Source organism: Zooshikella sp. RANM57 (assembly GCF_050749885.1).
Taxonomy (GTDB): Bacteria; Pseudomonadota; Gammaproteobacteria; order Pseudomonadales; family Zooshikellaceae; genus Zooshikella.
Window position 1 is genome coordinate 128,075 of sequence record NZ_JBOIUB010000004.1, and the last position, 19,855, is coordinate 147,929.

At 40.4% G+C, this 19,855-nt stretch carries 15 protein-coding genes; 9 read left to right on the forward strand and 6 right to left on the reverse strand.

Annotated elements, in window-relative coordinates; translation table 11 throughout:
* The first annotated feature begins 1 nt into the window (after position 1).
* From ACQ96U_RS10320 to ACQ96U_RS10340, 5 genes are all read left to right on the forward strand, one after another.
* Positions 2-712: a hypothetical protein gene (locus tag ACQ96U_RS10320; RefSeq protein ID WP_431721166.1), complete on the forward strand. Its 711-nt coding sequence runs from the start codon at positions 2-4 to the stop codon at positions 710-712.
* Between the two features lie 88 nt (positions 713-800).
* Positions 801-1,325: a hypothetical protein gene (locus ACQ96U_RS10325; RefSeq protein ID WP_431721167.1), complete on the forward strand. Its 525-nt coding sequence runs from the start codon at positions 801-803 to the stop codon at positions 1,323-1,325.
* Positions 1,326-1,787: 462 nt separating this feature from the next.
* On the forward strand, positions 1,788-3,977 hold the full coding sequence (locus ACQ96U_RS10330; RefSeq protein WP_431721168.1) for a hemopexin repeat-containing protein: 2,190 nt from the start codon (positions 1,788-1,790) through the stop codon (positions 3,975-3,977).
* A gap of 14 nt (positions 3,978-3,991) precedes the next feature.
* The gene (locus tag ACQ96U_RS10335) at positions 3,992-4,906 is read left to right on the forward strand and encodes an AAA family ATPase (RefSeq protein ID WP_431721169.1); all 915 of its coding nucleotides are present in this window, start codon (positions 3,992-3,994) and stop codon (positions 4,904-4,906) included.
* A gap of 109 nt (positions 4,907-5,015) precedes the next feature.
* Entirely contained in the window at positions 5,016-6,965 is a 1,950-nt protein-coding gene (locus ACQ96U_RS10340; RefSeq protein ID WP_431721170.1) for a ribonuclease R family protein, read from the forward strand.
* A 128-nt stretch (positions 6,966-7,093) separates the two neighbouring features.
* Here the strand turns inward: ACQ96U_RS10340 and ACQ96U_RS10345 are convergent, their stop codons facing one another.
* The 3 genes from ACQ96U_RS10345 to amrB all read right to left on the reverse strand — a co-directional run bounded on the left by ACQ96U_RS10345 (position 7,094) and on the right by amrB (position 9,278).
* Positions 7,094-7,441: a hypothetical protein gene (locus ACQ96U_RS10345; RefSeq protein WP_431721171.1), complete on the reverse strand. Its 348-nt coding sequence runs from the start codon at positions 7,439-7,441 to the stop codon at positions 7,094-7,096.
* A 471-nt stretch (positions 7,442-7,912) separates the two neighbouring features.
* Positions 7,913-8,503 carry an AmmeMemoRadiSam system protein A gene (amrA, locus tag ACQ96U_RS10350; protein ID WP_431721172.1) on the reverse strand — a complete coding sequence of 197 codons (591 nt, stop codon included), beginning with the start codon at positions 8,501-8,503 and terminating at the stop codon, positions 7,913-7,915.
* Complete coding sequence (amrB, locus tag ACQ96U_RS10355) at positions 8,490-9,278, reverse strand: AmmeMemoRadiSam system protein B (RefSeq protein ID WP_431721173.1); 789 nt, start codon at positions 9,276-9,278, stop codon at positions 8,490-8,492. The genes amrA and amrB overlap by 14 nt, the downstream gene beginning before the upstream one ends.
* A gap of 178 nt (positions 9,279-9,456) precedes the next feature.
* Here amrB and amrS point away from each other — a divergent pair, with 178 nt between their 5' ends.
* The gene (gene amrS / locus ACQ96U_RS10360; protein WP_431721174.1) at positions 9,457-10,557 is read left to right on the forward strand and encodes an AmmeMemoRadiSam system radical SAM enzyme; all 1,101 of its coding nucleotides are present in this window, start codon (positions 9,457-9,459) and stop codon (positions 10,555-10,557) included.
* A 51-nt stretch (positions 10,558-10,608) separates the two neighbouring features.
* On the opposite strand, the gene ACQ96U_RS10365 is transcribed toward amrS, so the two are convergent.
* The gene (locus ACQ96U_RS10365) at positions 10,609-11,061 is read right to left on the reverse strand and encodes a hypothetical protein (protein ID WP_431721175.1); all 453 of its coding nucleotides are present in this window, start codon (positions 11,059-11,061) and stop codon (positions 10,609-10,611) included.
* Positions 11,062-11,362: 301 nt separating this feature from the next.
* Here ACQ96U_RS10365 and ACQ96U_RS10370 point away from each other — a divergent pair, with 301 nt between their 5' ends.
* The 3 genes from ACQ96U_RS10370 (at position 11,363) to ACQ96U_RS10380 (ending at position 16,156) form a co-directional block, all read left to right on the forward strand.
* Entirely contained in the window at positions 11,363-14,698 is a 3,336-nt protein-coding gene (locus ACQ96U_RS10370) for a S41 family peptidase (RefSeq protein ID WP_431721176.1), read from the forward strand.
* A 463-nt stretch (positions 14,699-15,161) separates the two neighbouring features.
* Complete coding sequence (locus ACQ96U_RS10375) at positions 15,162-15,470, forward strand: hypothetical protein (RefSeq protein ID WP_431721177.1); 309 nt, start codon at positions 15,162-15,164, stop codon at positions 15,468-15,470.
* A 320-nt stretch (positions 15,471-15,790) separates the two neighbouring features.
* The gene (locus tag ACQ96U_RS10380) at positions 15,791-16,156 is read left to right on the forward strand and encodes a hypothetical protein (protein ID WP_431721178.1); all 366 of its coding nucleotides are present in this window, start codon (positions 15,791-15,793) and stop codon (positions 16,154-16,156) included.
* 49 nt (positions 16,157-16,205) lie between these two features.
* Here the strand turns inward: ACQ96U_RS10380 and ACQ96U_RS10385 are convergent, their stop codons facing one another.
* Both ACQ96U_RS10385 and ACQ96U_RS10390 read right to left on the reverse strand, forming a co-directional pair.
* The gene (locus ACQ96U_RS10385) at positions 16,206-17,981 is read right to left on the reverse strand and encodes a hydrogenase maturation protein (RefSeq protein WP_431721179.1); all 1,776 of its coding nucleotides are present in this window, start codon (positions 17,979-17,981) and stop codon (positions 16,206-16,208) included.
* 361 nt (positions 17,982-18,342) lie between these two features.
* A complete protein-coding gene (locus tag ACQ96U_RS10390) occupies positions 18,343-19,707 on the reverse strand; it encodes an MBL fold metallo-hydrolase RNA specificity domain-containing protein (protein WP_431721180.1) in 1,365 nt (454 codons plus the stop codon).
* Positions 19,708-19,855: the final 148 nt, after the last annotated feature.

Here is a 19,855-nt window from a genome sequence, read left to right on the forward strand (position 1 = left end):
ATTGATTTTTTTAAAGAATAAAATTAATTTTACATTGTTTTTTATCATTGCAATAATAATAGCGATTTTCTATTACTCTTACTATGTAAAACAAGTTAATTTTGAAGAAGGTTTACCTAGCTTTAAGATAATGACTAATGATGGTTATAGCCATCCATTTTTAGTTAGTATTCAAGTCAGTTACTCTAGTAAGAATTCTGAAGAAAAAATGGCTTACTTTGAAGAAATCTTAAAGTCAAATCAACTGTTAGACATACCCTTACCAAAAAATACTCAAAATATATCAACTTTTACTATCACTGTTGAGCATCCTGTATATAAGAAGGAAAGTAAAAAAGTATTAGCTGATATAGGCAAATATAAAAGTGGTCAGAATGTTGAGTTTCGAATGATTTCCTGGTCTGATGTTAAAGTTCACGATCGTAATTCATTTTCTGAGATTGAAAATCACTTTCATAGAGTGAGATATGCATATTTACCAAAATTAGGAAAACAACAGTTCAAGATTGAAATGAAACCCTTCGCTAGGATCTTAAATCGACTTGTTGGAACCGCCAGTTTTTCAGTTGATGATCACTTAAGAGGCTTGTCAGAAAGTACTCGAATAGATAGACGACATGAGCTACTAAATACTGAAATGTATCTTGAAACATTGATATACGACATTGAGTATTTTGAAGTTCCTAAGATATCACCTATGGTGGTAAAGTAGAAAATTATTGATGCTTTAACGAAAAAAAAGTATAATTTATTAACATAAATGGCTAAGTCCAGTAGTCTAAATCAAGGAGATGTATTTAGTGATTAAGAAGTTAGCGAGCCTGTTATTTGCAGTTTCAACTACGGTATCAGCTCAGTTTGTTGTAAATGACGATGGTGTGGATTACACATTTTTAAGACTTCAGGCTATAAAACAGTATAATAGCTTAGAAGTTGGAGATGTAGTATATACTGATAAGCTAAATATTTGTGTTAATCCAGAAAATAAGTTAGTAGTTAATAATGAAGTATTTGATTCTTTCCAAAGTACTTCAAGTTTGTATAAAATTACATATATTGATGAAGGAACGATATCAATAGAAAGTATTCTTGAGCAAGATCACTTTTTGTTAAATGGTCCTGCTATTAAATTGTTAGAGAAATTCGACGAAAGTGAAAATATTCGATGTGGTTGGCCTAATAGACTAAAAGTTGAAAGTTTATTTGGATACAATAGCTTTTCAGGTTTGTTGAAAGGTGTTGAAAAGGATTTAAAGGAAAGATATAAAGGTAATTTTGGAGTTGCTAGATTGTTGCCTGAGATATTACCTGAAACTATTGAATAAAAAAGCTGAATATTTGAAATAAATCTCGCTATTTTGGCGAGGTTTATTTTAGTGGTTGTGCTAACGCTATACTTGTATTAATTTGTTCTTATTTCACTGAAAGTCTCTACAACCACAGCAGCTGCTCCATAAACCTATTTTTCTTAACCTTCCAATTACTCCTTACTTAACTATAATGATAATTCGATATACGGTCTGAAAGGTCAAAGATTAGGTAAAAGCTTGCCGCAAGAATATGGTAACCAAGTTTCAAGTAGTGGATTCACGGATGTTATGCAGACTTTGGATAAAGCTATTTATAAATATTTTAAAAGACTAAATTATATGGTATTGTCTTAATTTTATTGTTGAATATAAAACTAATTATTTTTATTAAAGAGTTCTTACAAAAACCATCTTCCAGTTATAGAACTTTATTTTAATAGTCATCCCCTGTTTATCTCTTTGTCATTATAGAAACTCATGATGGGTTCACACAAAGGTATGCCCTCTAAAAAGGGTATAGTTGATATTGATGGGGGATCAATGAGTTTATTTAATTATTTTACTGTTATTAAAAAAGTCAGGCGCTGTATTAGTCAATTTGCATCTTTAAGTTTGCTAATACTATTCGTAGGAAAGGTGTATGGTGTAGAAAGTATTTTAGGTGATAATAAATCAAAAATACCTAAGGTATTATTATTAGGCATCGATGGCTTAAAGCCGTCAGCCATTCCTCGTGTTAATACACCAATGTTGGATAAATTAATTGCAGATGGTTTTATTAGCCCCATGTTAGCGGAGGATACCACATGGAGTGGCCCCTGTTGGGCGACAGTACTCTATGGGGTATGGCGAGATCGACATGGCATTTATGATAATAGTTTTTCTGGGTCAAAATTGCAGTCTATTCCTGATCTTTTTACCCATATTGAAGCGGCTAAGCCAATGTTACACACTGCAAGGTTAACTTCTTGGACTGGTATCCGTTATAACATGCCAACAGCGGCAGATGAAGATTTATATTGGTATTACCAAGAACATCAGGATACTGAAACGGTTAATAAAGCAAAAGACATTTTAAGTACGACTGATATTGATGTTTTATTTGTATATTTTTCAATGGTAGATGTAAAAGGGCATAATCATGGGTTTAGTGCAGATAAGCCTGAATACCGTCAATCTATTGAAAAAGTAGACAGACAAATAGGTGAGTTATTAACGCGAATTCAACAGCGACCCAAATTTGCAGACGAGGATTGGTTGATTTTGGCGGTGCCTGACCATGGGGGAACCATCGACGGTCAACATGGTAAAAATCGACCTGAGCACCGGAAAGCATGGTTATTAGCCAGTGGTCATGCGGTGCATCATTTACGTAAAGGGATGAATATACCGCCATCGCCTGTTGATATTGTACCCACCATTTTGGATCACTTGGGTATTGATTATGCGCCAGGTTCATTGGATGGGCATTCTTTGTTAGAGGCTTTTCCTGTGCGTCCCGTAGAGTTAAATAAAAATACGCTAAAAAATGGCGATGCAGAATATGATCGTGGTAGTGTCCAGCCATTTTATCTGGCTAATTATGATAACCAGGTTGCTGGTTGGTTAAAAGGAGGAAAAGCAGTAACGCGTGGTTATACTGTCGTTAACCAAGTTCCTTTGATGTCGGTACAAAAAGAAGAACAAAGGCAAAATGCCTATCTTTTTACATCATTAACCAAAGAACCTACGACATTAGCACAGCATATCGATTTACAAGGGCTGAATTTAAAGCAAAGTAAGCGGCTAAATTTAGCGGTAGCCGCAGATATGTGGGGAAAACAAGCAGATAAAAACTTAAATATCAAACTTTTTTTTAATGACGCTAAAGGCTTTGCGGCATTAAGAAAAAATGATCAGTATGCGTATTTTTTTCGAGGTAATGAATATTATCGGTTTGACTTTAATAAGGATCAAGTGGATGAAGGCTATCCTGCCGATATTGCCAGTAACTGGCCAGGGCTAGACCAATTTAAGGGGGGGGCAAGGAATATTGATGCGGCGGTGAACTGGGGAAATGGAAAAGTCTATTTTTTTAAAGGTGATGAATATATTCGTTATGATTTAAAAAAAGATCAGGCTGATAGCGGTTATCCATTGAAAATAAAAGATCATTGGTCAGGATTGGACAAGTTCTCAGGAGGCGCTAACAATATTGATGCTGTTATTAACTGGGGAAATGGCATTACATATTTTTTTAAAGGTGATGAATATATTCGTTTTAATATGACATCAGATCGAGCGACTGATGGCTACCCCATGTTTATTTCCGACTGGACATGGTCTGGCTTACAAGTCTGGCCTGATCGGATTGATGCGGCAGTAAGACGTAATGGTATAAAATCGTACTTGTTTAAAGGTGGTTATTATCTAAGGTTTGACCATGTTTTAAATAAGACAGATGACGGCTTTCCTCAAGCAGTGAGTGACCTTTCATGGTCAGGTATGGAGCAGTGGTATCAATCAAAGCTTAATGTGGAGCTTACTATGGACTCATACCAGAGCAATACTCGCCGTTTTCTAACACATACTACGTTACCCAATAAGGTTGAGAGTATTGATGTACATATCAATTTTAATGGTCAGCAGCAGTATGTGGATAATCTTAGTTTGATTCTACGGAATTAGTTTACTATTTAAGAATGAATAGCAGTAAGCATAAAACAGTAACATCACAGAGTAATTCACCTTTGCTCATCAGAGGTTATCTTGACGTTGTATTGCTGCCTGATGAGTTTTCACTCTTACCGGCCCAGTGCCACTTTTTGTGGCTGTTGGGGCATGAATTAGCTGATCAGGTTGTGTGGATCAAAAATAGTGGTGAAGCTGAACACTGGCCTCAAGATCGTACTGTGGGGCTTGTTTGTTTGACCCCTGAGCATGTGCAATGGGCTAATACCCATCGCTCTGTTGCGATTCCTTTTTTGCGACAACGCATTCCTACTTTTCCATTTTGTGCTGAATCTCATCAACAGGCATTAATAACTCCCCAGCCAAAATCGGTGTTACCGCGTATTTTAGTGCTGGGTCCTGAATCTTCGGGTAAATCGACGCTGGTTGATTACTTGGAAAGTACAATTGGCTGTCAAATGAGGCTCACTATCGTGCCTGAATATATTCGTGATTACTACAATATGCTGGGTCATATAGAACTGGACTATGAGCAGGTGGCAGTGTCAGGTTTGGTTCAGTATGCGTTGGAAAAGTTGTTGCTTTCGTTACAGCCCTCTGAGTTACACATTGTGGATACTAACTGTGCTGCAACCTGTTTGTGGAGTCAGATTCTTTATGGACAGTACCCTAAATGGTTATGGCAGTATGCGCTTAGGCAACATTACACGTTGTGCTGTGTGTTGAGCCCCGATTTGCCCTGGCAACCAGACCCTCAGCGCTGTCAGCCAAAACAAGCTGATAGAGAGCATTTTTTTAACCAATGCCTCGATTACGCGCGGCAAGTGAGCAGTAAAGTCTTAGTTTTAGAAGGGCTGGGGGAGTCCCGTTACACAACGCTTATGACAGAAATATCTAAGTTGGTTAACGTTAAACGCACATCTTGATAGGGAAAAGGTTTATAAACAGTGCTGCATTGAGTAGAATCCGTTCTCATTTATGCCCTTAGCTTTGGGTCAGTGATGGTTTGATTTCCAGTAAAATGGCAGCCTGTTTATGTTAAATAATGATGCTCTGCAACAGCTCAAGCAGCTCAAGCAGCAATTAAAATCCCAAAAAGAAATTTTCAACGCTACAGTCAAAGACTCTGGCGCAAAGTCTGGTCAGGTAATTTTGGACGATGGCCGCCAGATATTTCTTCCCCAGGAAGAAATGCAGAAAGTGTTTCCTCATGACCGCATAAAAGTGACACTTTGTGTTGATAGCAAAGGACAAGACTTTGCTGAGGTTGAAGAGCTAATTGATTCAACGCTAAGTGAGTTTACTGGGCAAATTATTGGTCGTGGTAAAGCCGTTTTTGTTGAGCCTGATGTAGGCCGTTTGTCCCGTTGGATATTTATTCCTCCCCATAAGCTATCAGGTGCAAAAGCAGGGGATTTTGTCCGCTGCCGAATCACTCAACACCCCATTAAATCAGGAAAGCCTAAGGCTGAAGTCATCAGCATTATTGGTCACCCTGATCAGCCTTATATTGAACATAACTATATTATTGACAAGCATGGACTTGATTTAGCTTGGCCTGAGGCTGTGCAAGCTGAAGTAGAAGCGATAGAAACTCAAGCTGAAACATCGATCAACAGTGCTGATCGTAAGGACATGACGGATTTGTCCTGGCTGACGATTGATGCTGAGTCCACTCAGGATATGGACGATGCGCTGTATGCTGAAGCACTGGCTGAAGGAGGCTGGTTGCTAAGTGTGGCAATCGCTGACCCCGCATTTTGGATCAAGCCAGAGTCTGCATTAGATGTTGAAGCTCGCAAGCGCAGTACGTCTGTTTATTTACCCAAACAAACAATCCCAATGCTGCCTGAGTCTCTCTCTCATAACTGGTGCTCATTGGTTCCAAATGAGACGCGACTGGCTATAGTCTGTGAGATGAAAGTAAGCGAGCAGGGTGAAGTTGTTTCCAGTGAGCTTTATCAGGCTAAAGTACGCTCTCAAGCTAAATTGTCTTACGATGCGGTGAGTGATTACTTAGACGGTGTTGAAGAGAATAGTGTCGCCACTGAGAATTCAGAACTGTTACCAGTAATTGATTGCTTGCAACAAGTGCAAGGCGCGCTGAACGCTTACCGTGAACAGCATGCTGTGTGCTTTGAAAATCGTCCTGATTATTATTTTGAGTTGGATGATCAAGGTAAGATTGCGGCTATTCATCGTCAGCATAGAAGCACTGCAAACCGGCTTGTTGAAGCGTGTATGATCGCAGCTAACTGCGCTGCTGCAGAGTTTCTTGCTGAAAAAACCGCTAAGGCTATTTATATTTCTCACAGTGGTGTTCGAAGTGACCGCTTGGAGGATGTCAAAAAGTTAGTCGCTGAGTTATTGCCTGACTTTGACACAGAGGTTTTAAGTAAGCCTGAGGGTTATCGTCAGCTAATTCATAGCTTGAATGATAAGTCAGTTGATGTGCCTTTACGTACCATTGTTAGCCGACAGTTGGAGCGTAGTTTGTTTTCGCTAGAACCAGGTTTTCACAGTGGAATGGGGTTTGAGCGTTATACCACATTTACTTCACCTATTCGTAAGTATAACGATCTGGTACTGCATCGCATCATTATAGCTTTACTTGAAGAGCAGTCTGTACCTGAGGTTGCTGTGAGTTTGCTGGATGAGTTACAAGCAGGACAGCAAAAAGCGCGCTTTTCGGCTAATGAAGTAGAGCAATGGTTAAAATGCCAGTTTATGGAAGACAAAGTAGAGCAAACATTTACTGCAACTGTGGTGCAGGTTAATCCATTTGGAGTACTGGCGCGGTTGGATGACTTCGGAATAGATGGATTTGTTGACCTGCGTCGTAAAGAGCCAAAATTTGCTTATGACCCATTGTATCAGCAGACAAGTAATGGAGAGCAGCAGTTTAAGTTGGATCAGTCAATAGAGGTTAAAGTATCGGCTGTGGATATGAAACGTCGAAACTTAAAATTGACGCTTGTCTCTTAGTTAATTATGCACAATGCAGCATTAAGTGTTGTGTAGAACAAAAAAGCCAGCTTATTGCTGGCTTCTTTTTTGGATAATCAGTGCTTAGTGTGATTTGCTTCTTAATATATCCAAAGTAGAGATAATTATTAACTGTAAAGTTCAAGGGCCTTCTTACTTAAGGTAGGCCGTCCTTTCTTGATTTTTATTGATGTAGGAAGCTCCCCATTCCAGTACGGCATAATGTTATCAATGATATTTTCCAGCGTCATTGGCCAGGGAGTTTCAAGGGTTTCACACGGGCAGAATATTGCCTCCAATGCGTCAAATAAGGCACTTGGAGGTGTGTTGTAGTCACTTAAGTCAAACTCTTCAGTTAGCGTTAGCTTACTGAATTCTTGGCTGTAAAAGTGTTTGACGGTTTGAAATACTATTTCTCTTACAAAGGCTCGGTTATCAGAATGACAACCTGGCAGTATTTCCCGGCAGATATTCATAACGGGCTCCTCTGCGCGACAATCACCTTTTTGGGCGAGCATATCAATCAATGTTTTTCGTTGTAAAACAATTTATCTAAGGCGCTCGATTTTATGTGACATCTGTAGTGAAATTCAATGTGAAAAACTGCATAATTCTTTTCATTATACGACCTGGCATATAGGGTAAGAAGAAAACCCGCCTTTTATGCATAACTAGCCAACTTGAGATAAACATTTTCATTGGCCGTGATTGATTCACATAGGCTTGTTTATCACGAGGTGGTTTAGCTTAAATCTACCCTTGCTCTGACTTCCCTACCTTAATAAATAACAGCATAAATCATGCCTGTTCAGCCTGATTTACATGGCTAGAAAGGTTATGACAATGACTAACATATTGAGCATGTTGTCAGACAATGTTAAGAAAACCCTTTCACAAGCGCTTGCAACTGTGTATCTCTAAATTTATGGCACGCTTGTATTGCAGGATTATGTTGATATTACTGAGTTTTTAGGAGGGGCAGCGAAGTGTTCCACTGTGTAGTGATAGGCTTTGAGCGTGTCAGACCAATAGTCAAAAGGTAGTCCTGCTTTTTCTTTCAAATGCTGTAAAAAATGTTGCCGGTCAGGTAATTGTTGCCAAACCTGAGGTAAAAAAGTTGCCCGGCGGCCATTATCTTCGATAGTCAAACCATCAATCATAGGCTTTAGTTGTCGTAGCAGGTCATCTTCAGAGATAAATTGCATGGGTTTCTGTGGAGATAGTACTGAAATCTCAATGGTGAGTAGAGGCAGTTCTGCGGAACTGATATTCACAAAGCGAAAATCATGAAAAGCACTGGCATAAGCGTTATGAGCAATTTCAATGACTAAAGGTCGAGAAGGGGTTAACGAACCAATACAGCCACGAAGCTGGTGTTTTCGCAATAAAGTCACAAAAGCGCTGCGAATAGCTTGAAGGGGTTCAGGATACTGCGCTTCATCAACAGGTATTTCATGGTGATGTTGCAGACCATACTCAATGCTCTGAAAAGCAAGATCAAGTAGTAACTCTTGATGGCTGGGGCTAATGGAGGACATAAGCACCGTATCCTACAACAGCATCTGTTGAACCTGCAGTATCACCAGAGTTACGCAAATCAACGGAGGTTGCTGTTAAGTGGTGTTGTGCAGCACATAATAGTGCGCCATTAAGGGGAAAGCAGCCACATGCCTGTTCACCATTAAGATTATGGCTAAGTTTAAGAATCTTGTGCGTAGTTTCTGTATCAAGTTGTTTAGCCGTCATATAGTCATGGTAATGGCTGAGATCAGAACTAATCACAAAGAGTGTTTCAGGTCCACCCCATAACTTATTGATGACATTGGCAACCTGATCAGCACTGGCTAAACCAACCACTATTGGGACTAATGTAAAATGCTCCAGCATAAGCTGTAAAAAGGGCAGTTGGACTTCAAGGGAGTGTTCATACCGATGAGCCTGGTCTGTAGAAATAACCCCTGCACAGCCTGATATGGCCTCAACGGCTGTTAGATCAATAGGAATGACACCTAATGGTGTTTTAAAGGCTTCACTTTCAGATAGTGCTAGCCCTTGAAAAGCAAACCGGTGTGAAGGTCCTAATAAAATGACACGTTGATAAGTACCAGCAAATGGCTTTAACCGTTGGTAAGCTGATGCCGCAATAGGCCCTGAATAAATGTAACCTGCATGAGGGACAATAATCATTTTTGGGGGAGATGACTCAGCCTTACACGCTGCCACTTCAGCCAGCATTTCATGAATACTTCGCTGTAAATGTTCTGCTTGAGCAGGGTAAAACATTCCCGCCACAGCAGGCTCTCGGATAGACATGGCACCCTCCTCAGCTGGCGGTAAGCTCGTTCCCCACCATCATGATTAGGTTAGGTTTAATAAGTTCTGACTGATAACGTAACCAAACCATATAGTGCTACGAGTATATACTTATAATTATAGTCAGCATTATAGCCTCGCTAGTTTGCGTTTGGATTAAATCCAAAGGAGGTGAGTGATGGCCGAGTCATCATCATCAGTAACTCAGGAAACGGTTACTACTCAATATTGGCATGAACTGGAAGATGGACGTATTCAGTGTGACCTTTGTCCCCGTCATTGCCGTGTGAGAGAAGGGCAGCGAGGATTATGCTTTGTCAGAGCCTGTGAAGACCACCAGATTAAACTGGTCAGTTATGGACGTTCTAGTGGTTTTTGTGTAGACCCTATTGAGAAAAAGCCACTTAATCACTTTTTACCCGGTACGCCTGTTTTATCCTTTGGTACAGCGGGTTGTAATCTGGCCTGTAAGTTTTGCCAGAACTGGGATATGAGCAAATCCCGCGAAATGGATACGTTAGCGGATAGTGCTTCTCCACAGCAGTTGGCTCAGGCTGCTAAGCGTCTAGGGTGTCGCAGTATTGCTTATACCTACAATGATCCTGTGATCTTCATGGAGTATGCGCTCGATGTCGCTGCAGCTTGTCGCGAAGAAGGGATAAATTCGGTTGCGGTAACAGCAGGATATATTTGTTCTGAGCCTCGTGAGCCTTTTTTTGCTGCGATGGATGCTGCGAATGTGGACTTAAAGGGTTTTACCGAGCGATTTTATAAAAAAATCTGTGGGGGTGCGTTGGCTCCCGTACTGGAGACATTGGAATATCTTTACCATGAGACGGATGTGTGGTTTGAAATCACCACATTATTGATTCCTGATGAAAATGATAGTGACGTTGAGCTGCAAGAAATGACGCAGTGGGTAATTGAGCATTTAGGCCCTGATGTACCCATGCACTTCACTGCATTTCATCCAGACTGGAAAATGCAGGATAAACCTAGAACACCCGCTGCGACCCTCACTCGCGCAAGAGCGATTGCAATGCAAAATGGTATTCGTTATGCCTACACTGGGAATGTTCACGATTTACAAGGTAGTAGCACATATTGTCACCAGTGTGGTGAGTGTTTGATAGAGCGTGACTGGTATCAACTGGGTGAGTGGCGGCTTGATACTACGGGTCATTGCTTACGCTGTAGTACGTTACTTCCTGGTCGGTTTGAAGCTCAGCCTGGGTGCTGGGGTGCTATGCGTCAGCCTGTTCGCTTAAAAGCAAGCTAAGCCTGTAAATCTTCGTAAGAAGTAATATTACAGGCAAGGTTGATTAAATGATTAAAGGTCATGCATGCGCAGCATTGATAATACAAAGCGTTTTTTGCGTTGTTTTTCTTGCATTAATAAATTCTCAAGGGCCTCTTTGGCAGCAGTTGACTTGCAATGATTGGCTAATTGTTCATAAAGGCTGATGAGGCGGTCATCAAGTTCAAGCGCAATACGCATAACCTGCTCTTCACTTAAATCTGGAGAAGGGGGTTGCTCCAGTGTAAGCAGTAAAGGGTCGTCCTGAATATCTTGAAACCAAGCATTGAGTACGCCGTAGGGAGCGTCTTTCTCGTATTGCAACAGTTCATTACTGATGTGATTTTCGTGCTCAGCCAGATAGTCGAGAATCAGTTTTACTCGCTGCTGTAAAACGTTATCACTCAGTTGGGTGTAATAGTTACCCATTTGTTTATGGGCATTTATAAGATAATCAAGTACATCTTTTAGCTGTTTGAACCGCATAGTTGTTAACTCCACATCAATCCCTGAATCTATTTAGCGTTGACGCTATTGGGTAATAATTTAATAGGTCTTCGTGAAGTTTTTCCCGTTATAAGTCAAATCATTGTCATATTGCTTAGGGCCTTGAACATTATTCAATGTCTCTTGTAACTATAGTGCAAAACATCGCTTGCTTGTTGCTGTAGTGGGGGATTTTCGCTAGGGTGCTTGCACCTGAAAAAGAGCAGGAAAGATCATCTAGCAGTTTAAAGCATGACGTTAAGACAGTATCTCGTCGTGTTTTTATTAAGAGGAGTCGTTGATGAGGCTGTGGAGCTGGCTGGCATTCATAAGCAGTGTGTGCGTTGGACAACTTAATGTGGTTATGGCCAGTGGAGCTGTTAGCCCATCTGAACAGAGCTCAGTTCAAAAAACGTCAATACAGCAGGATGCGCTAAAAAACGCAAATAACACGCAGTGGATTCGGTATGCCCAAGTATCTCCAAATGGTAAGACCATTGCTTTTAGTGCCTATGGTGATATTTATATTGTTGGGGTTGAAGGTGGTATTGCCCAGCCTCTGACGGTGACTGATAGTTATGAATTTCATCCAATTTGGTCAGAAGACAGTCAGACGTTAGCCTTTGCTTCTGATCGCACAGGTAATTTTGATATTTATGTTATGGCTGTGAATGGGGGGGGGGCTAAAAGACTTACTTTTCATAGCGCAGATGATATTCCTACTGATTTTATCCGTAATGGAAAAGCTGTTTTATTTAATTCTGCTCGACTAGATAATCCGGAAAGTGCGCAGTATCCCAGTACAAGGTTTCCAGAGCTTTATCAAGTAAGTGTTGATGGAGGAATGCCTAAACAATTATTGACGGTACCTGCGCTCGAAGCTCGGATGGATAACACTGGGCAGCGAATGTTGTATGTGGATAAAAAGAGTGCTGAAAACCCATGGCGTAAACATCAACGTTCGGCAGCAACACGGGATATTTGGCTGAAAACGAGTGAAACTCAACAACAACTGACACAGTTTGATGGCAGTGATATTACGCCACTATGGGATGTTGATCAGCAAGGGATGCTTTATCTCAGTGAGTCGAGTGGTTCGTTTAATGTCTGGCGAAAAACATTTAATGATTCTGCACCTCAGCAAGTCACCTTTCATAAAACACATCCAGTACGTTTTTTATCACAGGATAATGCAGGTAACCTTGTTTACACATGGCATGGACAACTTTTTCGTTTAGCTAAAGGAGAGAAATCACCTAAAGCGATTGATGTACAGTTTAGGAGTGATCGAGGTAACAGTAAGTCTCAGCCTGGTGTTCATCATGTGACAGAGTATGTGCCATCGCCGAATGGCCGAGAAGTGGCCTTTATTATGCGAGGTGATGTTTATGTGACTTCACTCGATTATCCTACGATAAAACGTATTACTGACACGCCAGAAGAAGAACAAGGTTTAAGTTTTTCACCTGATGGCAAAACACTGGTTTATGCCAGTGAGCGTCAAGGTAGTTGGAATATATATCAGGTCACCAAACAGCAGACGAGTGAAGCATTCTTTTTTAGCAGCACCGTTTTACAAGAGAAAGCAGTGTTGGATACAAAAGATGATTTAATGCAGCCAGCATTTTCACCTGATGGCAAATACCTGGCACTGCTAAGTAATCGTAATGAAGTAAAACTCTACAATTTACAAACCAAAAAATTACGGACGCTATTGGCTCCCCATTATTCATACTCTTATGAAGATGGAGATATGTGGTTTCAGTGGTCTCCTGATAGTCAGTGGCTTGCGTATCATTATGATGATGCACGCTGGATGAAAGAGGTTGGTTTAATTAAAGCCGATGGTAAACAGCCGCCGATTAATTTAAGCCTTTCAGGCTACGCAGATACTGATCCAATGTGGGCCATGCATGGAAATGCCGTGATTTGGCTGACGGCAAAGTATGGTCGTCGTAACCATGGTAGCTGGGGGGCTGACATGGATATGATGGGCGTCTTTTTAAATCAGAAGACATTGAATGCGTTTGCGAAATCGGATGAAGACCGCGAGTTGGCATTACAGGAGTCTGAAGCTGAAGAAGAGAATGAAAAGTCGGCTGAACAGCAAAAAGGAAAAAATAATGAAGAAGAGCCGCAGTTAGAACGTATTCATGTTGAAAGAGAAGGACTGGATACCAGAATTCGCCGTTTGACATTGCACTCTTCTGAGCTCGCGGGTGGCTATTTAACTAATGATGGGTCCAAGTTGTATTACTTAAGCCGTTTTGAAGATGGCTTTGATTTATGGGTGCATGAGTTTGAAAATGAAAGCACCTATAAATTTATTGATTTAAATGCACACAACGTTGTATTTACGGTGTTACCCAATGAAGAGCAGGCTATTGGGTTATTAGATGGTCAACTAGTTCAAATAGACTTAATCAACGGACGACCTACGCCTATAGATACAGTGGTTGATATTACGACCAAGCCTGATGCCGAGTATCAGTATTTGCTTGAACATATTTGGCGGTTAATGAAAACCAAGTTTTACCGCAAAGATATGCATGGGGTTGACTGGGATTTTTATTACCAAGCCTATCAGTCAAAACTGGTGAGTATAAATAATGGTCATGACTTTAGTGAGCTTGTCAGTGAAATGCTGGGAGAGCTAAATGCATCTCATACGGGCAGTAGCTATCATAGCCCTCAGCGAGGGGAGCAAACGGGGTCACTTGGTGTGTACTGGGCATGGGATGATTCAGCCCAAGGTTTACGCATAACTGATGTCTTACCCAATAACCCCTTTGTATTGGCTGACCAGCCGATTCAAGTTGGTGATTTAATCGTTGCTATTAATGGCCGAACACTAACGGCAGATCAAAACCCATATGCTTTGTTGAACCAACAAGTTGGAAAGCGGGTTTTGATTGAGTGGCGACCTAAAGCAAATGATAAAAAATATAACCGAAGAACTAAGCCATTACCTAAGACGCGACAACGAGTCATTAGACCAATGACGCTTGGTGATGAAGAGTATTTAGCTTATCAGCGCTGGGTGCAACGACAACGTGAACAAGTTGAAAAACACTCATCAGGTCAAATAGGCTATATCCATATCCAGCGTATGAATGATGCAAGCTTTCGTGATACGTATGCTGAAATTTTAGGAAGACAGCAGTCACGGAAAGCGATGGTGATTGATACTCGTTATAATTTGGGCGGCTGGCTACATGATGACTTGGCCATGTTATTTTCGGGGCAGCGCTATTTAGAGTTTGTTCCTCGTGGTCGTGTAGTAGGCTCTGATGCACATCGTCGTTGGCAGAAGCCTTCAATTGTTGTGATGAACGAAGCAAATTACTCAGATGCACATATTTTCCCTTATGTTTATAAAGAATTGGGCCTTGGTCAGTTGGTGGGGAGACCTGTACCTGGAACAGGAACCGCCGTGTGGTGGAAAACGCTTTATACGGAAGACATTATTTTTGGTATACCACAGGTTGGCGTGAGAGGCATTGACGGACAGTTGTTGGAAAACCAGGAATTACGTCCTGATTTCCCTATGGCTAATGACCCAGATCAGCTTGTGAAAGGGGTTGATCAGCAGCTGTTAAAAGCAGTGGATGTATTACTGAAGTCTACTAAGCAGTAGTGGTATTTATACACACATAAAATGAGAATTGATTCTTTAGTTGTTTGTTAATTGTTTCTTTTTATTTGGTGAAGAGGGTTGGCTGCTCTCTTCACTATCCTGCCAAACTATTTTTTCACATCTTAATATTCCTATATTTACTCAATGGTTGGTCGTTGAACTTCAAAAAAATATAGAGAATTACATCTATAAAATAAGCGTTTTTGATTTCAGTTCTCAATGATTAATTAGGGTACTTCAAACAAATTAAAAGACACTATACCGCTATTGAAATAAATTGCTTATTATTTACCCATACATAACTGGTACTAAATAAAAATGAAACCCAGTTAACTTTTTTATTTTAATTGCAGCGAAGTATATATCTAGAGAAAAAGGTATATAGCATTTTTTAACTTGCACTTTGCTGTATAAATAAAGGCTTTCATATTTAGATCATAGGAAATTGAAACGGGTATTAAGCATGGATATTAGCGGAATTACATCACAGTCAGTCACCGTCCCCACTGAAATTCTCTCTGTATTGGATGAATGGTGTGAGTGTGTTCAACAACAACGTAAGCAGATATTGGTATGTGACGTACCTCAAGCAAAAGTGTTTATGATGCAAGAGACATATGCATTACTTTCCAGAGTGTTGGTTGACAAGGAAGTAGCTTCTCGTGATGTTGAGTCATTAAAGTATATTGCTCTTGACCAGTGTAAAGGCAACCCTAAGCAAGCAGATGCCAAAACCCGTCAGGTTATGCATTGGCTAAATAGCCGACACTAATCAATAAAAAGGTAATTATCCTTGGCATATACTGTTCTGGATGCTTAGTTTGCAGAGCAACATAGCTACTGTAGAGCGCGAAATTGTGCTTATAAATATGAGAAGTGGTGTGTTGCCTGCAAAATTGATATGAGTAATCGACCCTATAAATATCTATTAATACTCATTTTGATATTGCTTGATTCTCTTTCTCCCTGCCTTTGAGAAGATATTTTCCTGTCAATTTATAATACTGTTACCCTGTTCTGAGCAGAAAGTATATTTAGATAAGTTGAGTCCTATAAAATTATTATGAAATTTACTGGTGCTGGGTAACAGTTATGTTGTTTTTGGTTTCCGTGGCATTTTTATTTACACCATTGCTTTGTTGTTTCACTGTGCTTTGGTTGATTGATCATGCTCTCCTCAAAGATGCTCTGGCGAATAACAGGCAGATTGCTGTTGCTGCTTGTTTGGTATTACTAATACTGATGTATTTAGGTTCAGGTGTACCGTTAGATTATCCTGCTCAAAGAGCTATCAATATAGGCATACCTGGGTTTGGTTTGATGTTTATGGTATTGCCAGGTATGGGTCATTATTTAACACTTAAAGAACAAACTAGCCTACCTGTAGGCTGCTGGTCACTGCTCGGCTTCCTTATGCTGTGTGCACCGTTTATTGCAGCACTTTTTGCAAATAGCTAAAAAAGTACGTGTTAGAATTTCCCTGGCATCAAGTCATTAAAAATAAACCCTAAACAACGGCTTCTTTTTTATTTTCCAGCTCAGTAGATTGGACGGTCATGTTTTGAATCGATTCTTGGTTCCTCTCTTGATGTTGTTGGCGATGAGGTGCTAAGTATAACGGAGTTTGTTGAGGCTCCTCTTTATAGACAAAGGCACGTCGTGCATTGTGAAATGTTTGGCTATTAAAACACTGCCACATCTGGTTTAGTTCTTCTGCTTCATAAACCGCAAGCGGTTTAAGGTTTTCATCTGATTGCCTACGATGCTGCTTTTGTAAAAGCTCATGCTGCCAGTACTTTGTTTCTGAAAGCTTCAGGCAAAAGTCGTGAAGTTGTTGCCAATATAAATCACTGCGTTCTGCAAGAACGGCATCAAATAAACCTAATGCAAACCCACGTTGTGTGCCAACAGGTAAGCATGCTTCGGTTAAATGATGGGCACATTCTTCTCCAACCCGCTTCGGTAAAACATACGTCCAATACTCTGAGCCAAAAAGCCCCATGGGTTTATAGTAAGGTGTGGTAATGATGCCTTGTCTGGCTACAACATAATCACAGGCGAAAGCCATGACGGCGCCACCAGCACCTGCATTACCATTAAGGGCGGCTACGGTTAGTTTATCTGTTGTACTGATGATTGCTGCAGTGACTTGATTGATGGCTTTAATATTGTTCCATGCTTCGATGGCCGGATTTTGGGCTGCTTCAATGCTATTAAGGTGGATACCATTACTCCAAAAGTCTGTACCGCCTTTTAGAACAAGTACTTGTGTTGGTCGCTGGCATGCTGCTTTATATGCCTTTAATAAACGTAAACATTGTGCTGTTGAAAAAGCGCCGTTGTGAAAATCAAATGTTAAATAGCCAATATCATCCAGCTCAGAGTAACTAATGTCTTGCCAGGTGTTTGGATTTGGGGCTGGGAGTATGGCTTGAGGTATATCTGGTACTGGGGGAAGTTGTTGATCAAGCCATTGCGTTGCAGGTAGTTTATAGAACGATTGATTATCATGTGATACCGGTTTCAAATGTGTTATCCATAAAGCGCCATCTCTTGTTGCACGGCAAATAGCACCATGGCGTGTGGCAATAATTTCTCCTGGGGTTTCACCTTTCAACGTGCGCTCGACATGGGCGCCATAAAGGTAAAAGAGTTGTCCCTGAATGTCATCTAATACCCCTGGGCAACTATCGGCTGCATATAACTTACGGAGCAAAGTATCAGTATCATCAACCAGCCAGTTTAAGTGGCGATGTGGTTGCCGCATGAGAGGGTGCCATTCACCCTGTTTAACGGAGGGTAAATTATACTTTTCTGGTGCGGAACCAAGTTGTTGATAGCTTACAAGGGCGTTATGAATTAAGTGGCTGGCTGATGTGGTAACTTCACGACGGTAGAGTGAGGCCTTATAGGTTTTTCGTGCTGGAAAAAATTCATAACCCCAAATAGCACCAGCATCAAACTCTGCATTAGCTTCAATGAGGGTAACGCCCCACCGTGGTTGTTGTTCGACAATTGCCCAGTCTAGAGAGGAGGGGCCTCGGTCACCAGGAATACCTGGATGTATTATCCAACACAAGTAATTTTGCCAGATGACATCAGGAATTCGTTGTTTTAAAAAAGGACAGATGATTAATTCAGGCTTAAAAAGCTTAACAGCATCCAGCATGTGTCGCCTACTTAAGGCAAGTTCTAAACTAACATCATGGCCTGATGTGAGTAGTTCTTCAAAAATACGTTGGGTAAGTCCATTAAATGCACTGGCAAATAGTAAAATACGCATGGTTTATTAATTCCATTTAATCCTTGCTCATCATGTGGAGCTTATTTATAGACGGTATAACATAGATAGTAGCGTAGATGGAAATGCAAAATAGTATGTAATAGATATAGCCTGCAGTATGAGTATGTATACTAAAAAAGCAGAAATTATAGGTATCGAGTGAAATATAAATATGATGTAGGGCAATGAAAAACTATTTGTAACTAAATTTCATGTTTAAAAGATATTTGACGTACTTTAAAGCGACTCCTTTTCTCAAGAAAAGGCAAAGATAAAATACCCCGTTGTAGGTGATTTCAGATTAAAACATAACTTAGCAGGTCCTGTTATTATAGGTTTAATTGTTAGTTATTGAGGAAAATCATTGCAGGTCAATACTGTCCAGATAGCTGGGTACACAACATGACCAGCCGAGTTGATCTTTGATTTTTAGTCGTAAACTATCGGCGGCAGTAGGCTCGCCATGCGTAACAAATGTACATTTAGGGGGACTCTTTATCTTTTTGAGCCACGTTAGAATGTCATGATAGTCACCATGAGCCGAAAAGTTATCCAGGTGGTGTATTTCTGCTTTGATGGGATAGTAATTACCATGAATTTTAATTTGATCTACGCCATTCACCATAGCTTCACCTCGTGTGCCTGGTGCTTGAAAACCAACAAATACAATACTGTTGCGGTAATTTCCACAAGCTGCTTTTAGATGGTGCAAGACTCGCCCGCCACTCGCCATGCCACTGGCTGAAATAATAATACACGGAAATTGACGTGTATTAAGATCTATTGATTCAGCCACTGTTTTCACATAATGCGTGTATTGATCAATTCGATTGCAGTCTTTTGCGGTAAGCTTTAGCTCATGATGAAAACGTTGATAAATTTCTGTTGCAGAAATTGCCATAGGACTATTTAAAAAAACAGGGACTTTATTGATTCGGTTTTTTTCAATGAGCTCTGCGATGAGATGAAGAATGAGTTGCGCACGGCCAACAGCAAATGCGGGGATAAGTACGATCCCACCGCGGTTAGTTGTCGTGGTGATAATTTGTTGTAAAACAGTGAGTGAGTCGTCAAGCGCATGAAGCCGATCACCATAAGTGGATTCTGTAACTAAATAGTCAGTTGAATCAATAGGCTCAGGATCATACATCATTAAGTCCTGATACCGACCAATGTCACCTGTAAACGTGAGGGTTGTGTTGGTGGTCATTGATCGTAATTGCACTGCACTTGCCCCTAATATGTGACCCATAGGACTAAAACTTAATTGTAAGTCACCAGGCAGTGTAAGAGGCGAATGATAAGCGCAAGAACGAAACTGTTTTAAACTATGTTCTGCATCTTTTTCAGTATAAAGAGGCAGTGCGGGCTTATGTTTGGAAAAACTGTACTTATTGGCAAAACGAGCATCTTCTTCTTGTAGAAAACCTGCATCAGGAAGAAGAATTTTACATAATTCATGGGTTCCTTCTGTGCAAAAAATGGGCCCGGTAAAACCGTTTTTAACTAAAGCAGGTAAGTAGCCTGAATGATCAATGTGGGCATGTGTCAGAATAACTGCATTTAATTTTGAAACAGGTATTGGCGGGACTATCCAGTTGCGTTCACGTAGATATTTAACCCCTTGGTATAAACCACAGTCGATAAGGTAGGTTTGTTGATTATGCTCAAGTAAATATTTACTTCCTGTAACCGTATTCGTAGCACCTAAAAATGTTAATTTCACAAGGTTGCCTCAAATGCTTAATGCAGTTTTGTTTATCTTTTGTGAATTGTTTTCAGTCTATACCCTATGTGTTATTTATTTCCAGTGCTTTTAGTATTTACGCTAACTAAACTAGACTTTATATTTTTATGTACAAAATTTGAGTATA